The sequence below is a fragment of the Bradyrhizobium sp. CFUWI genome, assembly GCF_056429085.1.
Window position 1 is genome coordinate 110,332 of sequence record NZ_JBWJZE010000002.1, and the last position, 15,506, is coordinate 125,837.

The following is a 15,506-nucleotide window of genomic DNA, read 5'->3' on the forward strand; positions in this document are numbered from 1 at the left end:
AACGTGCGGTCCCGCTGACGCAAGTCACACCGGCAGCGCGATCGAATACTTCACCTGGCTCAGCGCAAAGCTCGATTCTATCGAGGCGATGCCGTCGAGGCGGGTCAGCTTGGTCTTCAGGAAAGTCTCGTAGGAGGCGAGGTCGGCGGCGACGACGCGCAGGAGGTAGTCGCGGTTGCCGGTCATCAGATAGCATTCCAGCACCTCGTCCCATTTCGAGATCGCGCGGGCGAAGCGGTTGAGGTCCTCCTCCTTCTGCCGCGCCAGCTTGATCGAGATGAAGACGCTGACGTGCAGGCCGAGCGCCTTCTGGTCAACGGTCGCGATGTAGCGTGAGATCACGCCGCGCTCCTCCAGCAGCTTGACCCGGCGGTGGCAGGGCGAGACCGAGAGTCCGACCTTGTCGGCGAGCTCCTGCATGGTCATTCGGCTGTCGTTCTGGAGATGGCTGAGGATCTTGCGGTCGATGGCGTCGAGTTCTGGCATTGGGATGGAACCTGGGTCAGGAGGCGTCTGATTGGTAAAATATCCCAATATCGGCCGGTATGGCGCGAAAAATTGAGAAGTTTGGCGCCGCCTGCGGGCGTATCATCGCCCCACCTGTTTCCGGGAGCATTGCCATGCCCGTTGATTCCGACCGCCTGGACACATTGACCGCCCTTAGCCGCAAGGCGCTGTGGTTGTCGTCCTGGACCATCCATCATGCCAATCACATCCGCCCCAATGCGGACGGCCTCAAGGTCGGCGGGCATCAGGCTTCCTCCGCCTCGCTCGCCACCATCATGTCGGCGCTGTACTTCCACGTGCTGCGGCCCGAGGACCGCGTCGCGGTGAAGCCGCATGCGAGCCCGGTGTTCCACGCCATCCAATATCTGTTTGGCCGGCAGAGCCGCGAGAAGCTCGAGAATTTCCGCGGCTTCAAAGGCGCGCAGTCCTATCCCTCGCGCACCAAGGACGTCGACGACGTCGATTTCTCGACCGGCTCGGTCGGCCTCGGCGTCGCCCAGACGCTGTTCTCTTCGCTGGTGCAGGATTACGTCAAGGCGCACGGCTGGATGAAGGACCGCCGCGAAGGGCGGATGATTGCCCTGGTCGGCGACGCCGAGATGGACGAGGGCAACATCTTCGAAGCGCTTGCGGAGGGCTGGAAGCATGGCCTGCGCAACACCTGGTGGGTGGTGGATTATAACCGCCAGTCGCTCGACGCGGTCGTGCGCGAGGGACTCTGGGAAAAATTCGAGACCATGTTCCGCAATTTCGGCTGGGACGTCGTCATCGTCAAATACGGCCGCCTGATGCGCGAGGCTTTCGCCGAACCCGGCGGCGAGGCGCTGAAGCGCTGGATCGACAATTGCCCGAACGCGCTCTACGCCGCCCTGTGCTTCCAGGGCGGCGCGGCGTTCCGCAAGCATCTGCATGACGAGATCGGCGACCAGGGCCCGATCACCAGACTGATCGACAAGCGCAGCGACGACGAGCTCTTGGCACTGATGTCGAATCTCGGCGGCCACGACATGGCCAGCATGCTGGAGGCGTTCGAGTCCATCGACCACGACCGCCCGGTCTGCTTCATCGCCTACACCATCAAGGGCGTCGGCCTGCCGTTCCAGGGCCACAAGGACAACCATGCCGGCCTGATGACGGTCGCGCAGATGGAGAAATATCGCGACAACCAGAACATCCGGCCCGGCCATGAATGGGACAGGTACGAGGGCCTGTCGCAATCCGCCGCCGAGCTTGACGCATTCCTCGCGCGCGTGCCCTTCAACCAGGACGGCCGCCGCCTGACCGCTCCTGTGATCGAGGTGCCCGCCCAGCTCGCCTTCAAGCCGTCGCCGCAGATGTCGACCCAGCAGGGCTTTGGCCTCGTGCTGAACGAGATCGCCCGCGGGGACAGCGATCTGGCCAGGCGCATCGTCACGACCTCGCCCGACGTCACCGTCTCGACCAATCTCGGCCCCTGGGTGAACCGGCGCGGGCTGTTCGCCAGCGCCGAGAAGGCCGACTTATTCCGCAGCGAGAAAATTCCGTCCACCTACAATTGGGACGCCTCGCCCAAAGGCCAGCATCTGGAGCTCGGCATCGCCGAGATGAACCTGTTCATCATGCTCTCGGCGCTCGGCCTGTCGCACCAGATCAACGGCGAGCGGCTCTTGCCGGTCGGCACGCTCTACGATCCCTTCATCGAGCGCGGCCTCGATGCGCTGAACTACGCCTGCTACCAGGATGCACGCTTCATGGTGGCGGCGACGCCATCGGGCATCACGCTCGCGCCCGAAGGTGGTGCGCACCAGTCGATCGCGACGCCCCTGATCGGCATGGCGCAGGACGGGCTCGCATCGTTCGAGCCCGCCTTCGTCGACGAGCTCGCCGTGATCATGGGGTGGGGTTTCCAGCACATGCAGCGCGAGCCGGGCGAGGGTGGCTCGGTCTATCTGCGCCTCTCGACGCGCAGCATCGAGCAGGCGCAGCGGATCATGACACCGGAGTTGCAGCAGGGCATCACCGACGGCGCCTACTGGCTGCGCAAGCCGGGCCCGAATGCCGAGGTCGTGATCGCCTATACCGGCGCGGTCGCCCCCGAAGCGATCGAGGCCACCGGTTTCGTCGGCGAGAGCCGCCGCGATGTCGGCCTGCTCGCGATCACCTCGGCTGACCGGCTGCACGCAGGATGGACCGCCGCGCGGAAATTGCGCCGCGACCGCCGCGGCGTGCAGCATCTCAGCCACGTCGAGAAACTGCTGGCGCCGCTACCGCGCGACTGCGGCATCGTGACCGTGATCGATGGTCATCCGTCCGCGCTCGGCTGGCTCGGTGGCGTCCGCGGCCATCGCGTCGAGGCGCTCGGCGTCGAGCAGTTCGGTCAGACCGGCAGCATCGCGGACCTTTATCGGCACTACGGCATCGACGCCAACGCCATCATCGATGCGGCCGAGAGCCTGACCACCGGCGCGCCGGTGCTGCACCGGAAGATGGCGGTGTAGGCGGGGTAACCATCCCGTCATTCCGGGGCGATGCGAAGCATCGAACCCCAATCCATTGGGCGTCAGGGCAGGTGGTGAAATGGATTCCGGGCTCGCGGTCCGCGCGCCCCGGAATGACGGCTGATAGAACCTTGCCACGTTCCCGCCATCGGCTCATATACCTCCGTCCGCCGCAACGCTGGCCCGCATATGGCGGGTTCAATTGCCGGCGCTTTCGTGCAAGGATGCCGGCCGAAACGCCCCCACCATGCCCCCAAGAAGAGGTTAACGATGGTCAATCGCATGCAATTCTACATCGACGGCGCCTGGGTTGATCCCGTCGTCAAGAAGTCCACCGCCGTGGTCAATCCCGCGACGGAAGAGGCGATGTACGAGGTTGCGCTGGGCTCCAAGGCCGACGTGGACAAGGCGGTTGCCGCCGCCAAGCGCGCCTTCGCGACCTTCTCCCAGACCAGCCGCGAGGAGCGCGTCGCGCTGCTCAGCAAGGTCATCGAGGTCTACAAGGGCCGGCTCAAGGAGATCGGCGCCGCCGTTTCCGACGAGATGGGCGCGCCGCTGCCGATGGCGGAGAAGCTCCAGGCCGGCGCCGGCCTTGGCCATCTCATGACCACGCTCGACGTGCTCAAGAACTATCATTTCGAGGAGCCGGTCGGCACCGCCATGGTGCTGCGCGAGCCGATCGGCGTGGTCGGCATGATCACGCCCTGGAACTGGCCGCTCAATCAGATCGCCTGCAAGGTCGCGCCCGCGCTCGCCGCCGGCTGCACCATGATCCTCAAGCCCAGCGAGTTCACCCCGACCTCGGCGCTGATCTTCGCGGAAATCCTGCATGAAGCCGGCGTGCCCAAGGGCGTGTTCAACCTCGTCAACGGCCTCGGCCCCGAGGTCGGCGCCGCCATGAGCGAGCACCCCGACATCGACATGATCTCCTTCACGGGCTCCACCCGCGCCGGTATCGACGTGGCCAAGCGCGCGGCACCGACCGTGAAGCGCGTCAGCCAGGAGCTGGGCGGCAAGTCGCCGAACGTCATCCTCGAAGGCGCCGACCTCACCAAGGCGGTGACCGGTGGCGTGCTGCACATGTTCAACAATTCGGGCCAGTCCTGCAACGCGCCCTCGCGCATGATCGTGCCGCTGTCCAAGATGAAGGAAGTCGCCGCGATCGCGAAGGCCGTCGCCGACAAGACCAAGGCCGGTGACCCCCGCGCCGAAGGCACCACCATCGGCCCGGTCGTCAACCGCGGTCAGTGGGACAAGATCCAGGGCCTGATCAAGAAGGGCATCGACGAGGGCGCAACGCTTGTCGCCGGCGGCCCGGGCCTGCCCGAAGGCGTCAACAAGGGCTTCTATGTCCGTCCGACCATCTTCGCCGACGTCACGCCCGACATGACGATCGCGCGCGAAGAGATCTTCGGACCGGTGCTGACCATCATCGGCGCCAAGGACGAAGCCGACGCGGTCAAGATCGCGAACGACACGCCCTATGGCCTCGCGGGTTATGTCTACGGTCCGTCGGTCGAGGACGCCAAGCGCGTCGGCCGCCAGATCCGCGCCGGCAACGTCAACCTGCAGGGCGTGCCCAACGACCGCACCGCGCCGTTCGGCGGCTACAAGCAGTCGGGCAACGGCCGCGAATGGGGCAAGTTCGGCCTCGAGGATTTCCTCGAAGTGAAGGCCGTCGCCGGCTTCAACGCGGCGTAAGCGTTCGCGACTGACGAACATGACGCCGGAGCGGGCAACCGCTCCGGCGTTTCCTTTTGTCATTCCGGGGCGTCGCGTCAGCGACGAACCCGGAATCCATTTGTCCGCAGTCTCTGCTGCACAATGGATTCCGGGCTCGCGCCGAAGAGGCGCGCCCCGGAATGACGCCAGTGAAAGCGCGATGAACGAGCAGTGCCGCAGGGTGGGCAAAGCGAAGCGTGCACACGTCTTCGCGCCCGCGGGGGATGGTGGGCACGCTTGCGCTTTGCCCACCCTACGAGACCGTCGCTGGCGGAAGAACCTATCCCCCCACCGCACCCTGCGTGTTCACATACAGCGCGTAGATCGACTGGCTCGCCGCCATGAACAGGCGGTTGCGCTTGAGCCCGCCGAAGCAGACGTTGGCGCAGCGCTCGGGCAGGGCGATGCGGCCGATCATGACGCCGTCGGGCGCGAACACGACAACGCCGTCGAGCTCGGGGTCGCCCATGCCCCAGCCGCACCAGAGATTGCCGTCGATATCGCAGCGCATGCCGTCCGGCGTGCCCGGGCCGGCATCGATATGGACACGCTTGTTGGAGATCGTGGTGCCGTCGGCCGAGACGTCGTAGGCGAGGATCTTGCGATTCGGCACGCCGCGTGATTCCACGACGTAGAGGATTGCCTCGTCCGGCGAGAAGCACAGCCCGTTCGGCCCGAGCACGCCCTCGGCGACGATGGTCGCCTTGCCGGTCGCGGGATCGAGCCGGTAGACGTTCGGCTCGATCTCGGGCTCGGCCTTGTAGCCCTCGTAATTGCCGAGCAGGCCGAAGGTCGGATCGGTGAACCAGATTGAGCCGTCCGATTTAACAACGACATCGTTCGGCGAGTTCAACCGCTTGCCGTTGAATTGATCCATCAGCACGGTGTTGCTGCCGTCATATTCGGTGCGCACCACGCGCCGTCCGCCGTGCTCGCAGGTGACGAGCCGGCCCTGCCGGTCGCGCGTGTTGCCGTTGGCGAAATTGGAGGGTTTGCGGAACACGCTGACTGCGCCGGTCTCCTCCTCCCATTTGATGATGCGCTGGTTCGGGATGTCGCTGCAAAGAAGATAGCGTCCGTCGCCGAACCAGACCGGCCCTTCGGCCCAGCGCAGGCCGGTCGCGATCCGCTCCACCGCCGACAGCTTCAGCCAGTATTTCTCGAAACGGGGATCGAGTGCCTTGATCGCCGGGTCGGGATAATAGGTCGCCGGCCGCCAGCCTTGACGGCCATCAGAGGAGTGGGACGATGCCTCATTCATGTCGGTTCTCTCGTTTCGTTCCCTCTGGACAAACCTGCTATCATTAGAGACATGTGACCGCAAATCGGTCACCACAGGCGAGGAACGACAATGCCGCGTATTCTGATGACGGGAGCTTCGGGCGGAATCGGCACGAGCCTGCGAAAACTGCTGCCTCCGATCTATCCGGATCTCCTGCTCTCCGACATCAAGCCGCCGGCCGATCTCGGCGCCAACGAAAAGTTCAAGGCGGCGGACCTCGCCGATCTCGCACAATGCGAGGCGATCTGCGAGGGCGTCGACGGCATCATCCATTTCGGCGGCTATTCGGTCGAAGGCACCTGGGACCAGATCCTCCAGGCCAACATCATCGGCGGCTACAATCTGTTCGAGGCCGCCTACCGCAAGGGCGTCAAGCGCGTGGTGTTCGCCTCGTCGAACCACGCCGTCGGCTTTTACCCGCGCCACCACAAGATCGGCACCGACGTCACTCCGCGTCCCGACGGGCGCTATGGCGTCAGCAAGGTGTTCGGCGAAGCCGTCGGTGCGCTCTACGCCGACAAGCATGGGCTCAAGGTGACCTGCCTGCGCATCGGCAATTTCGGCGACATGCCGCTCGACCAGCGCCGGCTCTCGATCTGGCTTAAGCCCGACGATCTCGTGCAGCTCTGCCGCATCGGGCTCGAGCATCCAGACATCCATTTCGAAATCTTCTATGGCGCCTCCCACAACGAACGCGCCTGGTGGGACAACCACCGCGCCTACGAATTCGGCTATCGCCCCACCGGGCGCGCCGAAGATTTCCGCGAGCACGCCATGGCCGAGCAGGCCAAGCTGAAGCCGGATCCGGTCGGCGATTATTTCCAGGGCGGCACGTTCTGCAGCATGGAGTTCGACGCCGATCCGGGTCGGATTATTGATTGGAATAAGCGCTAGGCAACGCGTTCGACATGGTAAGAGCGGCCGGGCTCTGCCTGGCCGCTCTCACCGTACATTCGCGTTGGATCAGAACAGGCCCGGGATCAACATCGCCACCTTCTGCCGATAGTGGCGGTATTGGTCGCCGAACAGCGCAATCAGATCGCGCTCCTCCAGCCAGATGCCGACGAAGATGTAGGCCGTCGTCACCATCGCGAACAGCATGTGCCCGAACGTCATGATCGGCGTCGACCAGAATGCGATGATGAAGCCGAGGTAGATGGGATGCCGGATCAGGCGGTAGAGGCCGGGCGTCCTGAACTTCATCGGTTCGGTGAGCCGCCCCGCAAAGTGGCTGACGACTTGCGTCAGTCCGAACAACTCGAAATGGCTGATTAGGAACGTGCTGTACAGCACGATGAGCCAGCCGGCGAAGCTTCCGGCGACCGCGGCGTAAGCTGCCATCGGCATCTCGATCTCCCAAACGATGGCCGTGATGGGCCGCCATTGCCAGAACAGCAGGATCAGGCTCAGGCTTGCCAGCAGCACATAGGTGCTACGCTCGAGTGCGGGCGAGGCGAAGGCGGCGAACAGCTTCTTGAAGCCCCGCCGCGCCATGCCGCTGTGCTGGACGGCGAAGAGCGACATCAGCGCGAGGTCGATCATGAGGGCCTGTCCGGTCGAGCCGGTCGCGCCGCTGTCGATTGTCTTGGGCACGACGAGTTGCGCAATGAAACCGACGGCGTAGAGAAAGGTCACGAAGAAGATGACATAAGCGAGCACGCCGTAGCCGAGCACGAAGCTTCGTGCCGCCAGCGAGCTTGCGGTCTGAACAGGTCCGTTATGCATGGTGATGGACATGATAGAGTTTCCGGTTTCGTGGTGAAGGATTCAATGGCTGATCAGTGGGCGTGCCACTGTTGCCTTCGTCACATTGCAAAGGTTGTCGGAACCGTCGCGGCCTTGCATCTGCCGGGGCTTTTCTGGACCGTTGCGCCGCCACTCGCGCCTTCGGTGCGATGATCGTCGAACGTCGCTGCAGCCGACGCCAGAGCAAGCGAGATCAGGACGGCACCGGTCGTGCCGATCGCCAGCGCGGCGGTTCTGGACTTGAAGTTTCCAGGCCTGAAATTCCTGAAATCGGAGGCCTTGGCTTCGGGAGCGTCGGATTGGGAAAAAGAACTCATGACTATTTCCTCGAATTGAAACGGTTGCTGGGAATCAAATCCTCTGATGGTGATGCGTGTCTCGAACCGGGCTGCCATCGCTGGCCGTGGTGCCGTTGCAACCCTTGGCGAACTGCATTGCGGCCTTCTCGCGGTTCGCCAGCATGCTGGCGACCGACCGATTGATGAGCCGGCGAAGCCGCAGCAGGATGCTGGCGAGATATCGCTGCGGGAGGCTCAGTGCGGGCGGCGCCTGAGACTGAATGGACATTTCCTAATCCTTTCACGGAATCACGAGTCGAGGACGGCGCCCGCGCTGATCTGCTATTCGGCAGCCGCCGTCTGCGGGATGGGATCGCCGCGAACGAGCACGGTGGTGGCGACCTTGTAGAATTCCTCGCCGGGCATGCCGACGCGCCGCGCATGCTCGCGGATCGAATCCCCATCGCGCGCCTCGTAGATGCAGAAGGTGCCGATGCGGCCGTCCGCCTCATGGACCACATAGCTGCGGATCCAGCGGACGCGGTCAGACATTTGCTCGTTGCCGATCCGCGCGGACTTCGCGCCGGCGGCTTCCAGTTCGCTCAGGTTTGCCCAGGCGCTTGGGCGGCGAATGACATAGAGTTCCATCAATATCTCCTCGGGGGTGTTGCCTGCGGGTCGGGAGCAACCCGAGGCCGTGAGGAGCTATAGGCGTGGCCGGTGCTGACCGTCCTTACTGCGGCCTGATCATTGCCTGATCCTTGTCTGAACCTTTTCCGCCTTGCCCGGACTCAACGATATGACCCTCAGGTTTGGACCCTTCGAGCTGGATGAAGCGGGCCGTGCGCTGATGCACGCGCAGAAGGAAGTCGCGTTGCAGCCGCGTGTGTTCGATCTGCTGGTCTACCTGATGCGCAACCGGGATCGGGTCGTCACCAAGGACGAACTGCTCGAGGCTCTCTGGCCTGACGTAACGGTCACGGACAACTCGCTGCAGCGAGCGGTGAGCATGCTGCGCGGTGTGCTGCGCAAGGGCGGCATGGACAGCGCCATCCGGAATATGCCGGGCAGAGGATATCGTTTCTGCATCGAAGGCCCATCGGAGCTGCAGGTTGCCGCTCCTGGGACGACGGACGGGCAAGCCGCGGACGTGCGAGCACAGGCGCGAAGCGCTGCTGCCGCACAGGCCTGGAACGAGGCCGCGGCGCTGTTCGAGACGGCCGATATCGCCGATTCCCTCGATGGCGCCGACTTGCACCAGTGGGCGCTGGCTCTGCAGTGCACGGGCAAGGCCCATGCAGCTGTTCCTGTTCTGGCTCGGGCGGTTGCCGCCCATATCAGGGCCGGCAACGTGCCGCCGGCTGTCGTCGACGCCGTCACACTCTCCGGCTTGCACTTCGAGCGCGGCCAGGCGGCGATTGCCAAGGGCTGGCTGGCCCGTGCTGAGGATTGGGCCTCCGAGATCGAAAATCCGGCCACGACTGCGTTGACACTCTGGATGAAGTCGAAGGTCGCCGCGTTCGACGGCGAGCCTGAACAGGCGCTTTCTCTTGCCGACATCGCGTACAGCACGGTCCGGCACAAGGACGCTGTTGGCATCGAGGCGCTGAGTCTTGCTTATCGCGGGTTCTACCGGCTGTGTCTGGGCGATACACGCGCAGGACTGGCGGACCAGGATCTCGCCGCTGCGATGGCGCTCTCCAGCGGCGATATTGATCCCATTGTCGGAGGCATCCTCTACTGCAACATCTTGTGGGCGGCGCGGATGTTCTGCGATTGGGCGAGGGCCGACCAGTGGACGCTGGGCTATCAGAAATACTGCACTGAGAGCGGGATGGAATTGACCGGCTCCTGCCAGCTTCATCGGTCCGAGGTTCTCGGCGTCAGGGGCTCGCTCGGCGAAGCCTTGTCCCGCATTCAGGACTCGCTGGCACGGCTCACCGGCGATGCGCCTTGGGCGATCGGCGACGCCAACCGCGTGCTTGGCGACGTTCACGCGGCGATCGGTAACGACGAGGACGCGCTCGAAGCCTATGAGAAGGCTTACGCGCACGGCTGGTGCCCGGAACCAGGCCGCGCCATGCTGCTGCTGGAACGTGGTGAGGCTGAAGCCGCCTACGCCAGTCTCGAACGTAGTTTGATCGGAAAGACCTGGTGGACCCTACAACGGCGAGGAATGCTGTTCGCGCATCTTGCGCTTGCCGCCGCGCACACGGGCCGCCGTGAGCAGGCATTGGAGCTGATCGAGGAACTCTCCGGAAGTCCCGACCGATGGCCGATGCCGTCGATCCGGGCATTGACGAACGAGGCGCAATCGGTCCTCGCCCATGCGCGCGACGATTACGACTCTGCGCTGCGGCATCTTCATCTGGCCCGGCAGCTATGGTCGAGCATCGACGGGCGAGTGCAGGCCGTCAGGCTGAGGCTCCGCATCGCGAAGCTGCAATTGGCGCATGATGACGTTCGAGGCGCTTCGGCGGAAATCCACGCAGCCCAGCTCCTGGCAAGCGAACTCGGCTCGCGGAAGTACGGGGCTGAATGCGCGGCTTTGCGGCGCGAGGCTGATATCCGAACGAGCGGACGCGCTGCCTAGCGACCGTCCACGCCGTTCGTGCAGCCCGACATCAAAAATGCAAGTTGAGGCGCAACAGCGCTTGGTGCCGCTCGAACTGCTCCAGGTTGAGGCTGCGATTGTCGCCGATCGCCTTGCCGGCAACTTGCATCTGCCATGTCCCGGAGATGCCGACTTCCTTCGAGATGCTGTAGGAGAAGGTCGGGCCCGCGAACACGGCATCGCCGAGGAAGCGGTCGAGTGCGCCGCCGTCATAGGCCCGCGCGTAGCGTACGCCGAGGCCGAACACGAGTTCGGGCTGCACCGCGTACGAGATCGCTGCCTGGAGCTGCATCTCGGAATCGTGTCGCCAAAGATTAGTGGCGATCTCGCGGGTTCCGCCGGTCCCGTACCAGACGTTGAAGGCCGCAAACAGCCTGTCCTTGACCAGCTCGCGATCGAATAGCGCAGCAAACTCCGCGCCATATTGCTGGATATGCAGGCCGGTGGCGTCGTCGATCCGGCTCCAGCCGGGCTGTGCGTGGAGGGTCAGCCCAAAGGGCGCGACGGCGCGATCGACCAGCTTGTAGCGCAGTTCGAGCGCGGCGCCGCCGAAAGAGACGTCCGAATGATCGGCAAGTCCCGGAACGCCGTTGATGCGCTGTCCGCTCAGTGCAAATCCGGGTGCGATCCGGAAATTATCCGAGACCGTGTATTTGACCTGATTGAGATTGGCCCAGGCCGCGTAGGTGCCGGAGCGCTTGCCGAACGCGCCGACATTCTCGAACTCGACCTCGATTTCGCCGGGCTTGCCGATGTCGGAGCCCATGCTGAAGCCGAAAATGTGCTCGGTGTCGATCTCCGCGTGAGCTGACGGCAACCCGCCTGCCAGCTTGTTGACGCCGAGGCCGGGTGCGGAGCCGGGCCAGGGAGCCGCATATGCGAGGCCGCGTGCGCCCTCATCAGCGGAGGCAGAGACGCTGCTCGCCAGACCGACGATGGTTGCCGCCGCTAATGCGCCCGGGAAGCTCGATCTTCTCACCACAACAATCCCACCACCCACGCAAACCAAGGCACCGATCGACGCAGGGGCTCGGGTTCGCGCGCAAGCCCCTTGCGACTGCAAGTCATTCGCAAAAGGATCCCATAGAATGGCCGGGAATGCAACTACTTGCTAATCATTCTTAGTTGCGTTCAAGTCCATACTCCGCGCCGCGGGTGAAGTGCGAAGGAAGTCTGATGGTGGCGCACCGGTGCTGGGTCCACGAGGTTCAGCTGCTCGCACCATGACAGTTGGCGTTCCACCGAAACTCGCCGGAGAAGCTGGAAAGCTGGAAGCACTCGGCGCTCGTTGGGGCGCGTCGAGATCGGCAAACCGGATGCAGGATCACCTTGGAGTTGAAACTGCGACGAGCCGTGAGATGCTCGCTCAAGAAGGGCCCCGGCCACCAAGCGTCAGGCCTGCAACTCGGCTTATTGACAATCAGGGGGCTGGCCTTACCACGACTTCAAAGCTGAAGGAGCGACCTGATGACGAGTGGCTTGCGCAAGGGTCTGACGAGCTATGGCGATGCCGGCTTCTCGCTGTTCCTGCGCAAGGCGTTCATCAAGGCGATGGGCTATTCCGACGACGCGCTGGAGCGCCCGATCGTCGGCATCACCAACACTTATAGCGACTACAATCCCTGCCACGGCAACGTCCCGCAGATCATCGAAGCCGCCAAGCGTGGCGTGATGCTGTCCGGCGCGATGCCATTCGTGTTCCCGACCATCTCGATCGCCGAGAGCTTCGCGCATCCGACCTCGATGTATCTGCGCAACCTGATGGCAATGGACACGGAAGAAATGATCCGCGCCCAGCCGATGGATTCGGTGATCGTGATCGGCGGCTGCGACAAGACGCTGCCGGCGCAGGTCATGGCCGCGATCAGCGCCGACCTTCCGACCGTGGTGATTCCGGTCGGCCCCATGGTGGTCGGCCATCACAAGGGCGAAGTGCTGGGCGCCTGCACCGACTGCCGCCGCCTCTGGGCGAAATATCGTGCCGGCGAGATGGACGATGCCGAGATCGAGGCGGTGAACGGGCGTCTGGCGCCGTCGGTCGGCACCTGCATGGTGATGGGCACGGCCTCGACCATGGCCTGCATGATCGAAGCCATGGGCCTGTCGCTGCCGATGAGCGCGACGATTCCGGCGCCGCACGCCGAACGCTTCCGCTTGGCGGAGGCCAGTGGGCGGGTTGCCGCCGAGATGGCCAAGACCAAGGGGCCGAAGCCGAGCGAGCTGCTGACGCCGGCCTCGTTCAGGAATGCGCAGGTGGTGCTTCAGGCGATCGGCGGCTCGACCAACGGCCTGATCCATCTGACCGCGATGGCGCATCGCTCGCCGCACCGGCTCGACCTCGAGGTCTTCGACCAGATCGGCCGCGAGGTGCCGGTGCTGGTCGACCTCAAGCCGTCCGGCGAGCACTATATGGAGCATTTCCATCACGCCGGCGGCGTGCCGAAGCTGCTGGCGCAGCTCGGCGACCTCGTCGATCTCGATGCCAAGACGATCTCCGGCCAGACGCTGCGCGATGTCGTGGCCAATGCGGAAGACGTGCCCGGTCAGGACGCGATCCGCTCGCGCGACAATCCGATCAAGAAGGAAGGCGGCCTTGCCGTGCTGCACGGCAACCTCGCGCCGCGCGGCGCCGTCATCAAGCAATCGGCGGCGAGCCCGAAGCTGCTCAAGCACACCGGGCGCGCGGTGGTGTTCGAATCCGTCGAGGACATGACCTTGCGGGTCGACGATCCCGATCTCGACGTGACTGCCGACGACGTGCTGGTGCTGCGCAATGCCGGCCCGAAGGGGGCGCCGGGCATGCCGGAGGCGGGCTATCTGCCGATCCCGAAGAAGCTCGCGCGCGGCGGCACCAAGGATATGGTGCGCATTTCGGATGCGCGCATGAGCGGCACCGCGTTCGGCACGATCGTTCTGCATATCGCCCCGGAATCCGCTGTGGGCGGGCCGCTGGCACTGGTGCAGAACGGCGACATGATCAGCCTGGATGTGGCCAGGCGCAGCATCGAGCTGCTGGTCGATGCGACCGAGCTTGAGCGCCGCCGTGCCGCCCTGAAGCCGAGTGCGGCGCCGGAGGAAGCACGCCGCGGCTACGCCTGGCTGTTCAACGAGACCATCATGCAGGCCGACGAGGGCTGCGATTTCGATTTCATGCAGAGGACTGGGAAGACCGAGACAAGCTGACCGAAAGACGAACGCTCAGACCGCTGGAGTGGCGGGCAGCTTGGGAGAGCCGCAATTCGCCCGCGTCAGCTTTGCGAAGGCGCTACGCGAGGCTGCCGATCTATCCGTCCGCAATAGCGACCTGCTCGACCCGCCATTGTCCGGCCTCGTGCAGGTAACGGAATGGGATGCCCTGGCTGTTCTTGAAATAGCTTCCGCAGAGCGCGTTGGCCATGCCCTGCATCACCGCGTCATGGCAGACGAACAGAAAATTGTCGTCGGGGTGACGGTCGAGCCAGGCGGAGACACAACGCAGCGACCGTTCAGTCATGGCGTGCCAGCTTTCGCCGTCCTCAGGCAGGATCGCGACGAGATCCGTCGCCGACTTGACACCGTGCCTGATCATGAGATCGCGGACGGGCAGGCCCTCCAAGCTTCCGAAGTCGAACTCGATGATGCCGTCGTCGATCGCGAGCGGCACCGCGATCGCGGCCGCGATGACCTCGGCCGTTCGCGCCGCGCGGACCAGGGGGCTCGCGACGATGCGGTTGATGCCGGCCCTGCGCAGCATGTCCACGGCCGCGTGCGCCTGCCGCAGGCCGTCCTCGTTCAGCGGATTATCGGTTCGTCCCTGGAATAGCCCGTCACGATTCCAGTCGGTGGCGCCGTGGCGGAGGCCGTAGAATGAACGCGCGGGTGTCACTTCGACTTGCTCGTGAACTTCTTCACGGCAACGCGGAAATCCTCCGTGTTCATCGCCATGATGATCTTGTGCTCCTCGGCATCGAGCTGCTGCTTCACCGGCGTAGTCGCGGCCCGATAGACCAGCTGCTTGGTGCCGGCGATGGCCGCCGGCGGATTCTGCGCCAGGCGCTCGGCGAGCTTTCGCGTCGCCGCCTTCAAGTCCGCGGCGGCAACGACCTTCGCGACCAGGCCCCATTCATAGGCCTGCTGCGCGCTAAAATTGTCCTCGGACAGGAAGATCTGCAGCGCGCGGCGCGAGCCCACCGTGCCGACGATGCCGACCGTGGAGCCGCCGTCCGGCGACACGCCGATCTTGGCGTAGGCCGGCGTGAACTTGGCGTCATCAGCGGCGATGCAGAGGTCCGTGACGAAGGCGAGGCCCATGCCGGCGCCGGCAGCCGAGCCGTGCACGCTCGACAGCGAGATTTTCGGCATGCGCCTGACGATCTCGATGAAGGCATGATAGTGCTTCAAGAGCTCGCCGACGACCGGCGTCACGGTGCCTGCTTCGGCGGCCGCCCCGATCGTCTGCAGATCGCCGCCGGCCGAGAAGGCGCGGCCTTCGCCATCGATCACCAAGACCTTGATGGCGTCGTCGCCCTCGATATACGCCGCGAGCTGTTCGAGCTTCTGCGCAATCGCAAGGTTGATCGAGTTGAACGCGGCGGGGCGGTTGAGCGTGATGGTCGCGATCGGGCCGTCGATCCGCAGCAAGGCGGGATCGTCGGGCTGGGAGATGGGAGCTGGCATCCTGGATGTCCCCGGCATGAGGTCCTGGGGAGCGACTAAATCGCAGAAGCGCGGGGGAGACAATCCCTGCGCTGCACCCTTGCACTGGAGGGAACGATAGGCTCAAATGGCCAGGCCTTTTCCAAGGGACGGACACGAGCGCCGGCTCCTCGTAAGGTCAGCAACCATAATCAGCGAGAGGAGATGGCATGGGTCACGCTCGTGTCTTCCGGAAATGGGCTGTC

The 15,506-nt window shown here is 64.4% G+C and carries 14 protein-coding genes; 5 read left to right on the top strand and 9 right to left on the bottom strand.

Features of this window, described 5'->3' with window-relative positions; translation table 11 throughout:
• Positions 1-24: 24 nt before the first annotated feature.
• Positions 25-486, bottom strand: coding sequence for an Lrp/AsnC family transcriptional regulator (locus AC066S_RS04395; RefSeq protein WP_028177825.1), 462 nt, complete (start codon positions 484-486; stop codon positions 25-27).
• Positions 487-620: 134 nt separating this feature from the next.
• On the opposite strand from AC066S_RS04395, the gene AC066S_RS04400 reads away from it, so the two are divergent.
• Positions 621-2,984, top strand: coding sequence for a transketolase (locus AC066S_RS04400; protein WP_478268990.1), 2,364 nt, complete (start codon positions 621-623; stop codon positions 2,982-2,984).
• Between the two features lie 270 nt (positions 2,985-3,254).
• Positions 3,255-4,685, top strand: a complete 1,431-nt coding sequence (locus AC066S_RS04405) for an aldehyde dehydrogenase family protein (protein WP_135167941.1) — start codon at positions 3,255-3,257, stop codon at positions 4,683-4,685.
• A gap of 301 nt (positions 4,686-4,986) precedes the next feature.
• Here AC066S_RS04405 and AC066S_RS04410 read toward each other — a convergent pair whose 3' ends face one another.
• Positions 4,987-5,967, bottom strand: a complete 981-nt coding sequence (locus AC066S_RS04410; protein ID WP_478268991.1) for an SMP-30/gluconolactonase/LRE family protein — start codon at positions 5,965-5,967, stop codon at positions 4,987-4,989.
• 90 nt (positions 5,968-6,057) lie between these two features.
• Between AC066S_RS04410 and AC066S_RS04415 the strand changes: the two genes are divergently transcribed.
• Positions 6,058-6,882, top strand: a complete 825-nt coding sequence (locus AC066S_RS04415; protein ID WP_126256510.1) for an NAD-dependent epimerase/dehydratase family protein — start codon at positions 6,058-6,060, stop codon at positions 6,880-6,882.
• Between the two features lie 69 nt (positions 6,883-6,951).
• On the opposite strand, the gene mddA is transcribed toward AC066S_RS04415, so the two are convergent.
• The 4 genes from mddA to AC066S_RS04435 all read right to left on the bottom strand — a co-directional run bounded on the left by mddA (position 6,952) and on the right by AC066S_RS04435 (position 8,660).
• Positions 6,952-7,725 (bottom strand): methanethiol S-methyltransferase, encoded by a 774-nt coding sequence (gene mddA / locus AC066S_RS04420; protein WP_478268992.1) that lies wholly within the window; start codon positions 7,723-7,725, stop codon positions 6,952-6,954.
• A 68-nt stretch (positions 7,726-7,793) separates the two neighbouring features.
• Positions 7,794-8,051: a hypothetical protein gene (locus AC066S_RS04425; protein ID WP_478268993.1), complete on the bottom strand. Its 258-nt coding sequence runs from the start codon at positions 8,049-8,051 to the stop codon at positions 7,794-7,796.
• A 34-nt stretch (positions 8,052-8,085) separates the two neighbouring features.
• A complete protein-coding gene (locus AC066S_RS04430; RefSeq protein ID WP_478268994.1) occupies positions 8,086-8,301 on the bottom strand; it encodes a hypothetical protein in 216 nt (71 codons plus the stop codon).
• 53 nt (positions 8,302-8,354) lie between these two features.
• Entirely contained in the window at positions 8,355-8,660 is a 306-nt protein-coding gene (locus AC066S_RS04435) for a nickel-binding protein (RefSeq protein ID WP_135167945.1), read from the bottom strand.
• Positions 8,661-8,811: 151 nt separating this feature from the next.
• Here AC066S_RS04435 and AC066S_RS04440 point away from each other — a divergent pair, with 151 nt between their 5' ends.
• Complete coding sequence (locus tag AC066S_RS04440; protein ID WP_135167946.1) at positions 8,812-10,605, top strand: winged helix-turn-helix domain-containing protein; 1,794 nt, start codon at positions 8,812-8,814, stop codon at positions 10,603-10,605.
• 31 nt (positions 10,606-10,636) lie between these two features.
• Here the strand turns inward: AC066S_RS04440 and AC066S_RS04445 are convergent, their stop codons facing one another.
• The gene (locus AC066S_RS04445; protein ID WP_245481291.1) at positions 10,637-11,605 is read right to left on the bottom strand and encodes a hypothetical protein; all 969 of its coding nucleotides are present in this window, start codon (positions 11,603-11,605) and stop codon (positions 10,637-10,639) included.
• Positions 11,606-12,093: 488 nt separating this feature from the next.
• Here AC066S_RS04445 and AC066S_RS04450 point away from each other — a divergent pair, with 488 nt between their 5' ends.
• Complete coding sequence (locus AC066S_RS04450) at positions 12,094-13,809, top strand: IlvD/Edd family dehydratase (protein WP_478268995.1); 1,716 nt, start codon at positions 12,094-12,096, stop codon at positions 13,807-13,809.
• Positions 13,810-13,909: 100 nt separating this feature from the next.
• On the opposite strand, the gene AC066S_RS04455 is transcribed toward AC066S_RS04450, so the two are convergent.
• Both AC066S_RS04455 and AC066S_RS04460 read right to left on the bottom strand, forming a co-directional pair.
• Positions 13,910-14,491, bottom strand: coding sequence for a histidine phosphatase family protein (locus tag AC066S_RS04455; protein WP_478268996.1), 582 nt, complete (start codon positions 14,489-14,491; stop codon positions 13,910-13,912).
• Complete coding sequence (locus tag AC066S_RS04460; protein ID WP_478268997.1) at positions 14,488-15,282, bottom strand: enoyl-CoA hydratase/isomerase family protein; 795 nt, start codon at positions 15,280-15,282, stop codon at positions 14,488-14,490. The genes AC066S_RS04455 and AC066S_RS04460 overlap by 4 nt, the downstream gene beginning before the upstream one ends.
• Positions 15,283-15,506: the final 224 nt, after the last annotated feature.

Coding starts and splice junctions, on each gene's coding strand:
- AC066S_RS04415 (WP_126256510.1), top strand. CDS start 6,058: ATGCCGCGTATTCTGATGACGGGAGCTTCGGGCGGAATCGGCACGAGC.
- AC066S_RS04460 (WP_478268997.1), bottom strand. CDS start 15,282: ATGCCAGCTCCCATCTCCCAGCCCGACGATCCCGCCTTGCTGCGGATC.
- AC066S_RS04450 (WP_478268995.1), top strand. CDS start 12,094: ATGACGAGTGGCTTGCGCAAGGGTCTGACGAGCTATGGCGATGCCGGC.
- AC066S_RS04395 (WP_028177825.1), bottom strand. CDS start 486: ATGCCAGAACTCGACGCCATCGACCGCAAGATCCTCAGCCATCTCCAG.
- AC066S_RS04410 (WP_478268991.1), bottom strand. CDS start 5,967: ATGAATGAGGCATCGTCCCACTCCTCTGATGGCCGTCAAGGCTGGCGG.
- AC066S_RS04440 (WP_135167946.1), top strand. CDS start 8,812: ATGACCCTCAGGTTTGGACCCTTCGAGCTGGATGAAGCGGGCCGTGCG.
- AC066S_RS04430 (WP_478268994.1), bottom strand. CDS start 8,301: ATGTCCATTCAGTCTCAGGCGCCGCCCGCACTGAGCCTCCCGCAGCGA.
- AC066S_RS04425 (WP_478268993.1), bottom strand. CDS start 8,051: ATGAGTTCTTTTTCCCAATCCGACGCTCCCGAAGCCAAGGCCTCCGAT.
- AC066S_RS04435 (WP_135167945.1), bottom strand. CDS start 8,660: ATGGAACTCTATGTCATTCGCCGCCCAAGCGCCTGGGCAAACCTGAGC.
- AC066S_RS04405 (WP_135167941.1), top strand. CDS start 3,255: ATGGTCAATCGCATGCAATTCTACATCGACGGCGCCTGGGTTGATCCC.
- AC066S_RS04400 (WP_478268990.1), top strand. CDS start 621: ATGCCCGTTGATTCCGACCGCCTGGACACATTGACCGCCCTTAGCCGC.
- mddA (WP_478268992.1), bottom strand. CDS start 7,725: ATGTCCATCACCATGCATAACGGACCTGTTCAGACCGCAAGCTCGCTG.